This is a genomic window from Rhodopseudomonas sp. P1 (assembly GCF_039642825.1).
In the GTDB taxonomy this organism is placed as follows: Bacteria; Pseudomonadota; Alphaproteobacteria; order Rhizobiales; family Xanthobacteraceae; genus Rhodopseudomonas; species Rhodopseudomonas palustris_H.
The window spans coordinates 2,681,460-2,695,922 of sequence record NZ_CP088006.1; the positions used below are offsets into that span (position 1 = coordinate 2,681,460).

At 64.9% G+C, this 14,463-nt stretch carries 15 protein-coding genes; 4 read left to right on the top strand and 11 right to left on the bottom strand.

Going from position 1 to position 14,463, the window contains the following annotated elements; genetic code table 11:
- Positions 1–88: 88 nt before the first annotated feature.
- From LRC39_RS12445 to LRC39_RS12475, 7 genes are all read right to left on the bottom strand, one after another.
- Entirely contained in the window at positions 89–1,180 is a 1,092-nt protein-coding gene (locus tag LRC39_RS12445; protein ID WP_346294529.1) for a sensor histidine kinase, read from the bottom strand.
- Complete coding sequence (locus tag LRC39_RS12450) at positions 1,177–1,620, bottom strand: response regulator (RefSeq protein WP_013502774.1); 444 nt, start codon at positions 1,618–1,620, stop codon at positions 1,177–1,179. Before LRC39_RS12450 ends, LRC39_RS12445 begins: the two co-directional genes overlap by 4 nt.
- Positions 1,617–3,149 carry a sensor histidine kinase gene (locus LRC39_RS12455; RefSeq protein WP_264073306.1) on the bottom strand — a complete coding sequence of 511 codons (1,533 nt, stop codon included), beginning with the start codon at positions 3,147–3,149 and terminating at the stop codon, positions 1,617–1,619. The genes LRC39_RS12450 and LRC39_RS12455 overlap by 4 nt, the downstream gene beginning before the upstream one ends.
- A gap of 191 nt (positions 3,150–3,340) precedes the next feature.
- On the bottom strand, positions 3,341–4,693 hold the full coding sequence (gene accC / locus LRC39_RS12460; protein ID WP_107344372.1) for an acetyl-CoA carboxylase biotin carboxylase subunit: 1,353 nt from the start codon (positions 4,691–4,693) through the stop codon (positions 3,341–3,343).
- Positions 4,694–4,809: 116 nt separating this feature from the next.
- The gene (gene accB, locus LRC39_RS12465; RefSeq protein ID WP_107355547.1) at positions 4,810–5,307 is read right to left on the bottom strand and encodes an acetyl-CoA carboxylase biotin carboxyl carrier protein; all 498 of its coding nucleotides are present in this window, start codon (positions 5,305–5,307) and stop codon (positions 4,810–4,812) included.
- Positions 5,308–5,345: 38 nt separating this feature from the next.
- The gene (aroQ, locus tag LRC39_RS12470) at positions 5,346–5,801 is read right to left on the bottom strand and encodes a type II 3-dehydroquinate dehydratase (protein WP_346294530.1); all 456 of its coding nucleotides are present in this window, start codon (positions 5,799–5,801) and stop codon (positions 5,346–5,348) included.
- 290 nt (positions 5,802–6,091) lie between these two features.
- Positions 6,092–6,814, bottom strand: a complete 723-nt coding sequence (locus LRC39_RS12475; RefSeq protein ID WP_346294531.1) for a DUF1236 domain-containing protein — start codon at positions 6,812–6,814, stop codon at positions 6,092–6,094.
- 267 nt (positions 6,815–7,081) lie between these two features.
- On the opposite strand from LRC39_RS12475, the gene LRC39_RS12480 reads away from it, so the two are divergent.
- The 3 genes from LRC39_RS12480 to LRC39_RS12490 all read left to right on the top strand — a co-directional run bounded on the left by LRC39_RS12480 (position 7,082) and on the right by LRC39_RS12490 (position 9,262).
- Positions 7,082–7,294 (top strand): hypothetical protein, encoded by a 213-nt coding sequence (locus LRC39_RS12480; protein ID WP_346294532.1) that lies wholly within the window; start codon positions 7,082–7,084, stop codon positions 7,292–7,294.
- Positions 7,295–7,634: 340 nt separating this feature from the next.
- Positions 7,635–8,588: a cation diffusion facilitator family transporter gene (locus LRC39_RS12485; RefSeq protein WP_107355550.1), complete on the top strand. Its 954-nt coding sequence runs from the start codon at positions 7,635–7,637 to the stop codon at positions 8,586–8,588.
- Entirely contained in the window at positions 8,585–9,262 is a 678-nt protein-coding gene (locus tag LRC39_RS12490) for a TetR/AcrR family transcriptional regulator (RefSeq protein ID WP_346294533.1), read from the top strand. The genes LRC39_RS12485 and LRC39_RS12490 overlap by 4 nt, the downstream gene beginning before the upstream one ends.
- Positions 9,263–9,332: 70 nt before the next feature.
- Here LRC39_RS12490 and LRC39_RS12495 read toward each other — a convergent pair whose 3' ends face one another.
- The 4 genes from LRC39_RS12495 to LRC39_RS12510 all read right to left on the bottom strand — a co-directional run bounded on the left by LRC39_RS12495 (position 9,333) and on the right by LRC39_RS12510 (position 13,116).
- The gene (locus LRC39_RS12495) at positions 9,333–10,100 is read right to left on the bottom strand and encodes a DsbA family protein (protein ID WP_107355552.1); all 768 of its coding nucleotides are present in this window, start codon (positions 10,098–10,100) and stop codon (positions 9,333–9,335) included.
- A 190-nt stretch (positions 10,101–10,290) separates the two neighbouring features.
- Complete coding sequence (locus LRC39_RS12500; RefSeq protein ID WP_012495932.1) at positions 10,291–10,920, bottom strand: peroxiredoxin; 630 nt, start codon at positions 10,918–10,920, stop codon at positions 10,291–10,293.
- A 196-nt stretch (positions 10,921–11,116) separates the two neighbouring features.
- Entirely contained in the window at positions 11,117–11,506 is a 390-nt protein-coding gene (locus LRC39_RS12505) for a BA14K family protein (protein WP_107355554.1), read from the bottom strand.
- A 182-nt stretch (positions 11,507–11,688) separates the two neighbouring features.
- Complete coding sequence (locus tag LRC39_RS12510; protein WP_107344381.1) at positions 11,689–13,116, bottom strand: M48 family metalloprotease; 1,428 nt, start codon at positions 13,114–13,116, stop codon at positions 11,689–11,691.
- A 107-nt stretch (positions 13,117–13,223) separates the two neighbouring features.
- On the opposite strand from LRC39_RS12510, the gene LRC39_RS12515 reads away from it, so the two are divergent.
- A complete protein-coding gene (locus LRC39_RS12515; RefSeq protein ID WP_346294534.1) occupies positions 13,224–14,414 on the top strand; it encodes a pyridoxal phosphate-dependent aminotransferase in 1,191 nt (396 codons plus the stop codon).
- Positions 14,415–14,463: the final 49 nt, after the last annotated feature.

Genomic DNA, 14,463 nt, shown 5'->3' on the forward strand with positions numbered 1-14,463 from the left:
GGTGAGGTCCGGCGGTTCGTCCGGCCGGAGAACCCGCAGCCTGTGTAGTGCGCAGGCGCGCTGGTGTCACCCTGGCGGGTGCACAAGGTCAGGGAGCCGCGGGCTCGGGGGCGGGCGTGGCCGGCGCGTTGACGCGGCGGAAGCGCAGCACCATCCGGGTGCCGGCGTGCTGCGGGTCGCGCTCGACGTCGGCTTCGAGCTTGGCGGCCATCGCGCTGACGATGCGCTGGCCCATGCCGGTCGATTGCGGGTTGGCTTTGACGTTGAGCCCGACGCCGTCGTCGGAGATCACCAGTTCGAGGTCGTCGCCACTCGCCTTCAGCTCGACATGGATCGGGCCCTTGCCCTCGGGGTAAGCGTATTTGACGGCGTTCATCACCAGTTCGTTGACGATGATGCCGATCGCGACGGCGCGGTCCGGATCGGTCTCGACCGGCTGCGCCGACAGCGTCAGCCGCGACATCCGGTTGCCTTCGGCCGAACGCCGCAAATCTTCGAGCAGCGCCTCGAGATATTGATTGAGCATCACGCTCTTGAGGTCGTGCGAGGTGTAGAGTCGGCGGTGCACCTGCGCGACCGCGGCGACGCGGCCCATCGCATTGGTCAGCGCCGCCTTGACCTCTTCCTCTTTGCTGGACGAGGCCTGCAGATGCAGCAGCGAGGCGATGATCTGCAGCGAATTGCCGACGCGGTGGTTGACCTCGCGCAGCAGCATTTCGCGTTCGGCAGCGAGCGCAGCGTAGCGGTCGCGGGAGGCGCGCACTTCGGCTTCGGCGTCGTCGCGCGCCTTACGCACCATCGCCTGCTTCAGTGCCTGATCGGCGGCGACCTGCAGCAGCGGCACGAACTCGCCCTGGGCATCCTTGACCAGATAATCGTCGGCACCGGCTTTCAGCGCGGTGACGGCGATCTTGGAATCCTGCGAGGCGGTGACGAACACCACCGGCGGCGGATCCGGGATCGCCTGGATCTGCTCCAGCGTCTCCAGTCCGTCGAGGCCGGGCATATACTGATCGAGCGCGATCACGTCGACGCCGCCCTGGCGCAACCGCTCCAGGCCGGCTTCGCCGCTCAGCACGTGTTCGACGCTGAATCCCTGCCGCTGCAGGCCGCGCGACACGAGGCGTCCGAGCGCCTCGTCGTCGTCGATATAGAGCAGGGTCGGCTTGGCGTCTGTCATGGAGCGTCGGGCTGAGGGACCTGGATGACCGAGAAGAACAGGCCGAGTTGGCGGATCGCGTTGGCGAAGCTCTCGTAGTTCACCGGCTTGGTGATGTAGACGTTGCAGCCGAGCTCGTAGCAGCGCTTGATCTCGTGCGCATCGTCGGTCGTCGTCAGCACCACCACCGGGGTGGTCTTGAGATGATCGTTCTCCTTGATCCGCCGCAGGATGTCGATGCCGCTGGCATCGGGAAGATTGAGGTCGAGCAGCACCAAGAGCGCGCGGTGTTTGTGTTCGATGCCGGTGCCGTCGCTGCCGAACAGATAATTCAGCGCGGCTGTCCCGGAGGTGAACGGGATGATCTCGTTGTTGACGCCGGAACGGCGGATGTTCCGCTCGATCAGACGGGCATGACCCTCGTCGTCCTCGATCATGATGATGGTGACTGGGTTACTCATGCGCGCTGTTCCTGGTTCTTATTCGCCGCCCATTTGGCCGGCAGGGTGATGGTGAAGGTCGAGCCTTCGCCGAGCGCGGATGACACCGACATGGTGCCGCCCAGGCGTCGGACCAGCGCTCGCACATGGGCGAGGCCGATCCCTTGGCCGGGCCGGTCCTGTGTACCGGCGCGGCGGAAAAGATCAAAGATTCTCTGGTGGTCCTTGGGATCGATCCCCCGGCCATTGTCGGTGATTTCGAAGATCACGAAGCCGAGCTTCTGCCGGCCCCGGATCACGATGTCGCCCGGCACGCCGTTCTTCAGATATTTCAGGGCGTTATCGATCAGATTTGAGAAGATCTGTTCGAGCGCCAGCCGATCGCTGACGATCTCCGGCAGCGGCTCGATGCGGATCTGCGCATCGGCCTCAGCGGCCTGATGCGCCACGGTGGAGGCGATGTTCTCGATCAACTCACGGGTGTCGATCCGCACCGGCTGGAACTGGCGGCGGCCTTCGCGGGTGAGATTGAGGATGGCGCTGATCAGGCGGTCCATCTTGCCGATCGAGGATTTGATGAAGCCGAGCGCTTCGGTGAAATCCTCGGAGAGCTGGCGGTCAGCGGGTTCGAGCTCCGGCTCGCCGTCGCTGTCGGCATTGGCGGCGCTCTGCTTGCCGGCGACTTCGCGGCTCAGCGTCGCGATCCGGCGGAAGATGTCGCTGCGCAGCTCCTCGAGCTCGCTGGTGAAGCCCATGATGTTGACCAGGGGCGAGCGCAGATCGTGGCTGACGATGTAGGCGAAGCGTTGGATCTCCTCGTTGGCCTCGCGCAGGTCGGTGGTGCGTTCCTGTACGGTGGATTCGAGGTTGAGGTTGTTCTCACGCAGCTGATTTTCGGCCTCGTCGCGCGCCCGCGCCGAGCGGCGGACCAGAAAGATAGACATCCCGGCGAGCACCAGCACCAGCCCCGAGCCGGTGGTGGTGATGATGGTGGCGAGCGCCTGGCTGCGGTCGGCCTCGGTGGTGCGCTCCGAGAACAGCCGGTTTTCCTCCTGCCGCATCGCCGTCAGCGACGAGGTCAGCGTGTCCATCGCGCGGCGGCCATCGATGTCGCGCAGCAGCTGCCGGGCTTCGTCGATCTTGTCCTGCTGCGCCAGCGCGATCACCTGGCGAAACCGTTCGATCCGCGCGGTCGCGGAGGCGATCGCCTGGTCGATGTAGGGGACCTGAGCGGTATTGTCGGCGACGAAATCGCGCAGCCGCTTCAGCCGCGGCACCACGTCGGATGCAGCTTCCTCGAACTGGGCGATCAGGTCGTCCTGGCGGGTCAGGACATAGCCGCGCTCGGCGCTCTCGGCGCGGCGCAGCTGCAACTGAGCCAGCGCGATCTGGTTCTGGACTTCCAGGGTGTGGGCGACCCAGGCGTTGTCCTCGCGCGCCTTCTGCAGCCAGTACACCGAGGCGAGGCTGATCGCGACCAGCACGGCGAACGACAGCGACAGCAGGGTGATCTGGGCAAACGAGCGTTTGCGCGCGGATTCAGGCGTCACCGCGCGCCTCCAGCACGAACGAAATCAGGCAAGCCATCCCCCAGGCGTCGCAAGGCAGAACTCAGAACGCTTTCTAACGCCGCTGAGGCGGAAAGGTTCCCGAGGGACGCAGGAGAATTTGGGATGGGTTCGGTTCGGCTGGAACGAGCGGGCTCGCAAGGAAAGCGAACCCGCTGCAAGAGGTTAGGCCGCTAACCTGCAGGATCGCCCGAAGCCAGATACTGCTCCAACCAGTGGATGTGGTAGTCGCCATCGATGATCGACGGCTCACGCACCAGGGCGCGGAACAGCGGCAGGGTGGTCTCGATGCCGTCCACCACCATTTCGTCGAGCGCGCGGCGCAGTCGCATCAGGCACTCGCCGCGGGTCTTGCCGTGGACGATCAGCTTGCCGACCAGCGAGTCGTAATAGGGCGGGATGGTGTAGCCCTGATACACCGCTGAATCGATCCGGATGCCGAGGCCGCCGGGCGGATGGTAGCGCGAGATCTTGCCGGGCGACGGCCGGAAGGTCACCGGGTTTTCGGCGTTGACCCGGCACTCGATCGCATGACCGTTGAGGGTGATCTCGTCCTGGGTGACCGGGAGATCACCGCCGGCGGCGATCCGGATCTGCTCCAGCACCAGATCGATGCCGGTGATCATCTCGGTGACCGGATGCTCGACCTGGATGCGGGTGTTCATTTCGATGAAATAGAACTCGCCGTCCTCGTAGAGGAATTCGATGGTGCCGACGCCGAGATACTGCATCTCCTGCATCGCCTTGGCGCAGATGCCGCCGATCCGGGCGCGCGCTTCCGGGCTGATCACAGGCGAGGGGCTTTCCTCCCACACCTTCTGATGCCGGCGCTGCAGCGAGCAGTCGCGCTCACCGAGATGGATCGCGCCGCCACGGCCGTCGCCGAGCACCTGGATCTCGATGTGGCGGGGCTTCTGCAGGTACTTTTCCAGATACACCGAGGCGTCGCCGAACGCGGCCTTGGCTTCGTTGCCGGCGGTGGAGATCGCCAGCGCCAGATCGTCGGCGGTGTGCGCGACCTTCATGCCGCGGCCGCCGCCGCCCGCCGCGGCCTTGACCAGCACCGGGAAGCCGATCTCCTTGGCGATCGACATCGCATCGTCGTCGGGGCCGACCGCGCCGTCGGAGCCCGGCACCACCGGGATGCCGAGCCGCTTGGCGGTCTTCTTGGCCTCGATCTTGTCGCCCATCAGGCGGATATGCTCGGCCTTGGGGCCGATGAAGTGCAGATTATGGTCGTCGAGGATTTCGGCGAAGCGGGCGTTCTCGGACAGGAAGCCGTAGCCCGGATGCACCGCGTCGGCGCCGGTGATCTCGCAGGCGGCGAGCAGCGCCGGAACATTGAGGTAGCTGTCCTTGGACTGCGGCGGGCCGATGCACACGCTTTCGTCGGCGAGGCGGACGTGCATCGCGTCGGCATCTGCGGTGGAGTGGACCGCGACCGTGGCGATGCCGAGCTCCTTGCACGCGCGCAGCACGCGCAGGGCGATCTCGCCGCGATTAGCTATCAGGATTTTATCGAACATCGGCTTAACCGCGCTGTGAGGCCAAAGAGGCGAGTGGCGAGTAGCGAAGGGGGTATGGAAGGAGATGCAGCTAAGCGGCGTGTTTCACTCGCTAATCGCTGCGTCTGATCCGCCTCTTACTCGATCACGACCAGCGGCTCGCCGAACTCGACCGGCTGGCCGTCTTCGACCAGGATCTGGGTGACGACGCCGGCTTTCGGCGAAGGAATCTGGTTCATGGTCTTCATCGCCTCGACGATGAACAGCGTCTCGCCGACCGACACTCGGCTGCCGACATCGATGAACGGCTTGGCGCCCGGCTCCGGCGCCCAGTACACGGTGCCGACCATCGGCGAGGTGACGACGCCCGGATGCTTGGCGAGATCGACCGACGAGGTGTCTTTCGCAGCTGCCGCGCCACCGGCGGCGGGTGCCGGCGCGTAGGCTGCCGGTACCGCTGCGGCGATGCTGACGTTGCGGGCGACGCGCACGCGCAGACCGGCCCGTTCGATCTCGATCTCGGTCAGGTTGGTCTCATCCAGCAGCACCGCGAGTTCGCGGATCAGGCTGCTGTCGTCGGTCGCCGGGGCGGTGGTCGGCTCGGCGGCGGTTTTCTCTGCAGGCTGGCGGGCCATGGTGTGTCGATCCAGATGTCTTGAGTGAACGGGCGGGCTCAGGCCGTGGTGCGGGCGCCGAGTCTGGCGGCGAGGCCGGTGATGGCCAGGCGATAGCCGTCGATGCCGAAGCCGCACAGGCTGGCGAAGGCGGCCTTCGCGATGAGGGAGTGGTGACGGAAGTCCTCACGCGCAAATACGTTGGAAACATGGACTTCCACCGTCGGGATCTGCACGCCGACGAGGGCGTCATGCAGAGCGATCGAGGTGTGGGTGTAGCCACCGGCATTGATCACGAGGCCAGCCACCTTTTCGCTGCGCGCCTGGTGAATCCAGTCGATCAGCTGGCCTTCGTGGTTGGACTGACGGCAGACGGCGACCAGACCGAAACCGGCGGCGGTCTCGGCGCACAGCTTCTCGACATCGGCCAAGGTGGCGCGACCGTAGATTTCCGGCTCACGGGTCCCGAGCAGATTCAAGTTCGGGCCGTTCAGCACGTAAATCGTCTGAGCCATCGAAAATTCCGGCAATTTTTGCGAATCTGATCCAGCCGAGCGGGACAACCCGCCGCACAGCCTGTCGGAATCCGGCGAAATTCACCTGATCGCGGGCGTTATAGGTAACCTCGGGGCTGAGGGGAAGCCTGAACAGGCTCGAACCGGGGATGAAATCCCTGATGCTTTGGACGAGTTCGCCTGCGCAACCGACAGGAATTGTTCGCAATCGGGCCGTGGCGTGGTGCCGGGGCACCTAAGGTAATGCACAGGGGGCGGCCATGACCGCCCCCTGCATTGGAATGCCTGCATCAGATGTCGAGGACGTCGACGATTTCCAGCGTGCGCGGATTCACCACCACGATCTCGTCGCGCACCATAAAGAACTCGTAGCCTCGCCAATCCGGATAGACCGTCACGATCTCGGTTGGCAGCGGATGGAAGTGGACCTCGCGCGGCACGCGCGTGCCGACCGAGATCGAGAAGTTGACGTTGGTCTGCGGCTCGATGTGCTGGTTCTTGATCACCGTGGTGATCTTCGTGCGCTGCTCGGTCGAGAGCTGCGCCCGGGCGCCGGCCTGGCCGGTGGTGGTCGACGACCGGTCGCGGTCGTTATCCGCGCCGCGTTGCTTGCTCCGGTCATGGTCGTGGTCGTTATCGGCGCCGCGCTGCATTTTGCTGTCGTGATCGCGGTCATTGTCGGCATTGCGGTTGCCGCTTCGCTCGTTGCGATCTTCGGCCTTCATCTTGGAGCGGTCGCGATCATGATCGCTGACACCCTTGGTGGCATCGTTGGCGCTGCGATCCATCGCTGGGGCTTCGCGCGACGTCCCGGAGCGGTCGGAGTCGGAGCGCTGCATCTGCGAAGCGCCGGCACCGCTTGGTGCGGGCGCGGATTGTCCGACCGATGGCGCGGAGGTGGCGGCGCCGCCACTGCCGCTGGAACTACCGGAGGATGACGACTGCGCGTTGGCGGCGGCTCCGCCAGCGATCAGTGCGGCGGCGGCGACTGACAGCAACAAGCGATGGTTCATTGGGGCTCTCCCATGTGCCTGCCCGTGCCTCAACTTCATCCCTGCAGCACCGTTCCCGTGGTGATGAGGAGTTCCGTACGCTGACGTTCCCGGAGTTTTGTTTTGTCGAACCGTCATGTTCGGACTAGTCTGACGGTCCGTGAGGCTCCGTGCGACCCAATGATCCGGTCGCGATTGCCCGACCCAAACGCTCGCGGCCAGCAGCCTGAACCAGCCGATGCGAATTCAGGCGTGCACCTTCGCCGCGAGACTCCAACCGGAGGTGTCATGGCTCGCTACATCGTGCGATTTATGAAGGGCATCCTCGGCGAGAACGGCCGTCACGAGGAAATCTGCCAGGGCCTGCTGGAGGTCGACGCTGAAACCAGCGATGGCGCGATCGAAATCGCCAAACAGCGGTTCTGCGAACAGGAGCGGCTGCCGGAATGGTCGCTGCACGCCGACCGCGTCGACGTCGCCGAAACCGAGTTTCCGTCCTAACCCTTCTGCAATTCGCATCCGGACACGATGGACGCGGGCCGACTGCGGATGCCCGCGCATAAACCTGACGTGCCAAAGAGCAGGTGGCGGGTGCCGTCATTCCTGCGTCAGGATGGCGCGGCATCGTACGGTTGCCTCGCCAATTTCTACAGTGTAGAAATTGGCTACCGTCAGCGGCTGACAGCGTTGCGAGAGCTTCTCACGGTGTTGTCGCGACAATTTTCGCGACCCTCAATCAGGCTCTTGGCCGGACCGCCGGTCTTTCACCCGTCTGCATAGGATGCGGACGCGCGTGTCCGAGGGCTCACTCGCGACGCCAGGCTCGGACTGCGAGCGAACCATGAGCGGACTGCTCTCTTTTTTTGATCTGTCAGACGAACGCGGCGTGTTGAGAACCTCGATCGCCGTGACATTCGTGATCTCTTTTCTCGGCATCGGCTTCGGCCTGTTCTCGGGATCGTTCTCGATCGTGTTCGATGGGGTGTATTCCCTGATCGATGCGGGGATGAGCCTGCTGTCGCTGATCGTGGTCAACCTGATCACGTCCTACGCGGTGGCGGATCATCTGTCGCGCAAGCTCAGAGAACGCTTTTCGTTCGGCCTTTGGCACCTCGAGCCGATGGTGCTCGGGCTGAACGCCACCTTGCTGATCAGTGCGGCGCTCTACGCGCTGGTCACGGCGATCGGCAGCCTGCTGAGCGGCGGGCGTGATCTGGAGTTCGGCTCGGCGGTGATTTACGCGGCCGTCACGGTGATCGCCTGCGCGGGCATCGCGGCTGTGGAATGGCGCGCCAATCGCAAGATCGGATCGGAATTCGTTCGCCTCGACGTGCGCGGCTGGATCATGTCGGCCGGCATCAGCGCCGCACTGCTGATCGCCTTCATGATCGGCCTAGCGGTGCAGGGGACATCATGGCAATGGATTTCGCCCTACATCGATCCGGCGGTTCTGGCTGCGGTGTGCGTGCTCATCATTCCGCTGCCGGTTTCGACGGTGCGGCAGGCACTGGCCGACATCTTCCTGGTGACGCCGGTCGATCTGAAGAAGCACCTGGACACGGTGGCGGCGGCGTTCGTCGCCAAGCACGGCTTCGTCTCCTACCGCGCCTACGTGGCGCGGGTCGGACGATCGAAGGAGATCGAATTGTACTTCATCGTTCCTGCCGATGCGCCGGCGCGCACGATCGGCGAATGGGACGTGTTGCGGGACGAGATCGGAGATCTGGTTGGCGACGACGGACCGAACCGTTGGCTGACCGTTGTGTTCACGGGTGATCCTGAATGGGCCGAATGACGTCGACCGCAGACTCGAACATCAAGACCCGCGCGAGCTCCGGCCCGCGCGGTCTTGCCAAGCAGGCGATCGTCGAGACCGCGGTGGGTCTGATGGAGGAGGTGGGAGAGGTGGCCTTCAGCGTGCGCAAACTCGGCGACAGAGTCGGCTGCGATCCGATGGCGATCCTCTATCACTTCAAGAACAAGGACGGCATGTATCGCGCGATGGCCGACGCGCTGGTGGCGAAGCTGTCGCCGGTTGGCCACGACCTGCCTTGGCAGGATCGGCTCCGGAAGCACGCGCGCGATCATCGTGCGCTGGCACTCCGCTATCCGAACACGTTTCCGCTGCTGCAGAGATTTCTCAACACCGGGGTCGCCGACTTCCCGCACATCGAAATGGTTCATTGTGCGCTGGCCGACGCCGGCGTGTCCGATGCGGAAGCTCCTGCCGTCTGTCTCGCCTGGTACGCAGGCGTGATCGGGTTGTGCACGGCGGAGATCAGCGGGCTGGTCCGGCCGGCTCGCGAGTCCGAAGTCGTCGAAATGGAAGAGCTGCCGTCTGCCGAGTTTCCGGTGCTGAGGAAACTGGCTCGCTCGTATCTGGCCGTCGAGACGGAAACCGTCTTCGAAATCGCCAATGAGCTGTTTATCGAAGGACTAGGCAGCCGAGCGGGCTGCAGGTCGGACTGAAACGTCCGGCATGATCGCCAGCGCCGCAACAGACGGCGACTGGCGATGCTAACTCAGGCGACGATCGCGCTCAGCACTTGTCCTTGCCGCAGCGCGCGGTGTTGATCTTCTGGCGCAGCGTGTCGAGGCCGACCGCGCCGACCACCACCTGCTTTCCGATCACGTAGCTCGGCGTGCCATTCATGCCCATCGACTCCGCGAGCTTGAAGCTCTCTTCGATGGTGGCGCGCACTTCCGGGCTGTTCATGTCCTTCTCGATCTTGGCGGGGTCGAGGCCGGCGTCCTTCGCAGCCGCCAGCGCACGCGCCTTGTCGGCCTGACCGCGGCCGCCGAGCAGCTTCTGGTGGAAGTCGAGATACTTCTTGCCGGTCGGGTCCTGCATCCGAACGGCGATCGCGACCTGAGCGGCTTCGACCGAGGGCGGGCCGAGCACCGGGAATTCCTTCAGAACGACCTTCAGGTTCGGATCGTCCTTCATCAGCTCCATCATGTCGGTCATCGCGCGTTTGCAGTAACCGCAATTGTAGTCGAAGAACTCGACCATGGTGACGTCGCCGTTCTTGTTGCCGACCGTCACGCCGCGCGGCGAATTGTAGATGATGTCGGCATTGTCCTTGATCGCCTGCTGATGCTTTTCGGCCTGCGCCGCCGCCTGGCGCTTGCCGAGCTCTTCCGAGGCTTCTTCGAGCACCTCGGGATGCGACACCAGATACTCCTTGATGATGGATTCGATCTGGCTCCGCTGCTCGTCGGAGAACTTCTGCGCCGAGGCGACGGCCGGCGCGCCAACGATGGCGAGCGCGAGCAGGGCTGTGGCGAGCGGGCGGAACGACAGCATAGGCGGATCCCTTCGGCGGGTCAGGTCGTGGAAAAGACGCGTGGATTCGGACGTTTCATAGCGCTTTTCCCCGGCAAATACGCGGTTTTTGTGAACACGATCCGGTCAGGCAGGGCCTGAGGCCGGTGCGACGCAACGACGCCGGCGCGCGGGAGAACCGAACGCCGGCGTCGTCAGATCGCGTACCGAGTTACTTGATGGTGGTGAGGCGCAGATAGGGGCGGGGTTCTTCCCAGCCTTGCGGGAACGCCTTGGTGGCGGCTTCGCCCTTGACCGACAGCGGGATGATGACCTTGTCGCCCGGGCGCCAGTCGGCCGGGGCCGCGACGGTGTGCTTATCGGCAAACTGCAGCGCGTCGATCACGCGCAGGATCTCGTCGAAGTTCCGCCCGACGTTCATCGGGTAGGTCATGGTGAGGCGGATCTTCTTGTTCGGATCGATGATGAACACCGAACGCACCGCAGCGGTATCGCTCTGGTTCGGATGGATCATGTCGTAGAGCTTGGCGACCTTCAGCTCCGGATCGGCAATGATCGGGAATTGCAGGTCGGTCTGCTGGGTGTCGTTGACGTCCGCGATCCACTTCAGATGCTCGTCCACCGTGTCGGTCGACAGGCCGATCGGCTTGACGTTCCGCGACGCGAACGGCTGCGCCAGCTTAGCGGTCTTGCCCATCTCGGTGGTGCAGACCGGGGTGAAGTCGGCGGGGTGGCTGAAGAAGAAGACCCAGGAGTTGCCGATGAAGTCGTGGAACGAAATCTTGCCCTTGGTGGTGTCGGCGGTGAAGTCGGGGGCAATGTCGCCGATATGAAGGGACATCGGTACGGTCTCCTGTACGTTTGTTGAGTGCTGGATTACGCGCCGAACGAGGTCGTGCGCGTGGAAGGATGGAGACCTTCTAAATGGAGATTCCGCACCGCAGGATCAAGGAACTCGTCGCAAAAGCATCCGCAAAAAGCATCGGGCGATGCATGATGATCATGCACCGCCCGATGAACGTCTTATCTCGGTACGGCTACGGGCAGGGCATCTCGCGGCCGCCCTTGGCGATGTAGGTGCCGGTCGCCGGATTGTACGATCGGAAGCGCCGCGCGCAGTAGTCCTGCTGCCGTGCCGCTTCGGCCTGGCTGGCTGCAATCGCGCCGCCGACGATCGCCGCGCCGATGCCGATCCCGACCGCGGCGCCCGGGCCACCCCAGCCGCGCCCACGGCCGCGACCCCATCCTCGTCCACGCCCACGGCCCCAGCCGCGCTGCGCATGCGCGGGCGTCGAAGCCAGCGTCATGGCCGCGCCGGTGGTGGCGATCATCCCCAAACCGTACATCGTCAGCAGCGCAACGCTCGCCAGCGCACGCGTGATGAACTTTCGGGGCTTGTTGCCCGCGGGTCGTGTCGAGTTGGTCATGGATGTTTCTCCCGATGTTGGAGCAGCGATGCTGTTTGCTGGTGAGCGTCGAGCGCTCAACGCAACCGTCGCGAGTCTTGGACGATCGCGAGACTCAAGCGGACAAGATCGCCGCGCCGGGAGTGTGACAGAGCCGTGCACACGGGACAATCCGCCGCGGCGCGACAATGACGCGCGGAACGTTATTTCTGGCCCGGCATCTTCGCCGCGACGATGTCGTCGGCCTTGACCCAGCCCGGCGAGCCGACCGGGAAGCGGGTCTTGGCGCGGGCCGCAAGCTCGCGCGCGGTCTTGGCATCGCCTCGCAAGTAAGCCGCCTGTGCCGAGGCAAGATCGGCCTCGGCGTAGTTGCCCTTCTGGCCGTAAGCCATGGCCAGATGGCTGTAGCCGAGCGGCACTTCGCCCTCGCGGCCGAGCGCGCCGCGCAGGATCTGGATGGCTTCGTCGGTGTAGGCCTTATTGTTGCTGGCGACCAGCGCCTGGCCGAGCAGGATCTGGATCAGCGGCGCGCCGTTGGTCATCGCCACCGCCTTGCGCAGCGGTGCGATCGCCTCGGCCGGCTTGCCGCCTTCGAGCAGCGCCTGACCGCGTAGCTCGTAGAAATAGGGATTGTTGGGCTGAGCCTGGATCAGGCCGTCGATCTGTGCGAGCGCCGAGCGCGGGTCGCCGTGCAGATAGCTGGCGATCGCGCGTGCGTAGCGCGCCGGAAGGCTGGTGTTCGACGCCGGATAGCGCCGGTACACCGTATCGGCCCGTTCCATGAAGCCCGACACCTTGGCGCGCATCATGTCGTGGCGCATCTGCAGCGCCGGATCGTCCTTCTTGTCCCAATACGCGCTGGTCCGCGCCAGTTCGGCGAGCGCGGAGACGCGCTCGGCCGGCATCGGATGCGATTGCGCGTAGGGATCGGCGCCGCGCGCCGCGAACAGGCTCTCGTTGGTGAAACGCTGGAAGGTCTCGTACATGCCCTTCGCAGACTGCTGCGTGGCGTTGAGAAACTTCACCGCGGCGCGATCGGCGTTCTCTTCCTGCTGGCGCTGATACGACAGCAAATTGCGCCGGATGACTTCCTGCGGCGCGGTGATCGCCGCCGCGCCGATATTGGCGGCGCCGCTGTTCGGGCCGGCGCTGGCGCCCGCCACCATCGCGCCGACGCCGAGCAGCATCGCGACGATCATCTGCGTCTGCGCCTGCGCGAGCTGGGTGCGCAGCTTGGAGAGATGGCCGCCGGCAAGGTGACCGGTTTCATGCGCCAGCACCCCGATCAGTTGATTCGGCGTTTCCGACTGCAGCAGCGCGCCGTAGTTGACGAAGATGCGGTGACCGTCGGCCACGAAGGCGTTGAAGGTCGGATCGTTGATGATCGCGACTTGGATGTTCTGTTTTTCCAGCCCGGCGACGCGCAGGATCGGCCGGGTGTAGTCGCGCAGCAACTGCTCGGTCTCGGTGTCGCGCAGCAGCGGCGGTCCCTTCTGGGTGGGGGCCTGCGCCAGCGCGGGAACCGGCGTGATCGCCAGCGCGAGCGCGGTGAGCCCCGCGACCAGCCGCGACGCCTGCTTGCGTGCGGACGGGCATAGCCGTCCGGCGAAAACTGCAATGTCCTTCAGCATTGGCCGAGCATCGAATTCCGGGTATCTCCAGGTCGGCCCAGCAAGACGGCAGCGGCGCGGCGCGCAGCGGGTTCACCGAACAGACCGCGCGGGGATAGCAGAATTCGATGCTCGATGCGACCAAGACACAACGTGCGCGCGGATTGTTGACCGCGTCCGCCCGCAGCGACGTACCGCCGTTCATGGTGATGGACGTGATGGCGGCGGCCGACCGGATTGAAGCGGCAGGCGGCCACGTCATTCATATGGAAGTCGGACAGCCGTGGGCGCCGGCGCCGCGCGCTGCGCTCGCTGCCGCACATGCGGCGCTCGACAGCAGCCGGATCGACTACACCTCCGCGCTCGGGATTCCGTCGCTGCGCGCACGGATCGCGAAGCATTATCGCGAAACCTATCGCTGCGATGTCGATCCGGACCGCATCGTCGTCACGACCGGTTCGTCGGGCGCGTTCATCCTGTCGTTCCTGGCGCTGTTCGAGCCGGGCGATCGCGTCGCAGTGACCGTGCCGGGCTATCCGCCGTATCGTCACATTCTGAATGCGCTCGGCTGCGTGCCGGTGCCGATCGAGACACACAGCGAGACGCGTCATGCGCTGACCGGCGAAGCGCTGCTCGCCGCGCACCGCAGGGCGCCGCTGAAGGGCGTGCTGGTTGGCAGTCCCGCCAATCCGACCGGCACGATGATGACGCGCGAGGCGCTGACCGAACTGATCGCAGTCGCCGAGAGCGAAGGCATCCGCTTCATCTCCGACGAGATCTATCACGGTCTCGACTACGCGTTCCCCGCCGTCACCGCTGCGGAGCTGTCGCCGAACGCGGTGGTGATCAACTCGTTCTCGAAGTACTTCTGCATGACCGGCTGGCGCGTCGGCTGGATGGTGCTGCCGGAAAACCTGGTGCGGCCGGTCGAACGTCTGCAGCAGAACCTGGCGATCTCGGTGCCGACGCTGTCGCAGATCGCCGCCGAGGCGGCGTTCGACGGCCGCGCCGAGATGGAAGCGGTCAAGCGCGGCTATGAGGAGAACCGCGCGATTCTGATCGAGGGGCTGCCGAAGGCGGGCCTCACCGAGTTCCTGCCGGCCGACGGCGCGTTCTATCTGTACGCCGACGTGTCGGCCTTCACCGCCGACAGCTACGACTTCACCAAGCGGATGCTGGAAGAGGCGAGGGTGGCGGCGACGCCGGGCATCGACTTCGATCCGGTGCGCGGCAAGAGCTTCGTGCGGTTTTCCTACGCCCGCTCGGCCGATGACATGCGCGAGGCGGTGCGCCGGATCACGGACTGGCTTGCACGATAATTTCGTCTGAATGACTGGATCGGCAATTTCGCTGCTTGATCTGAGCGGC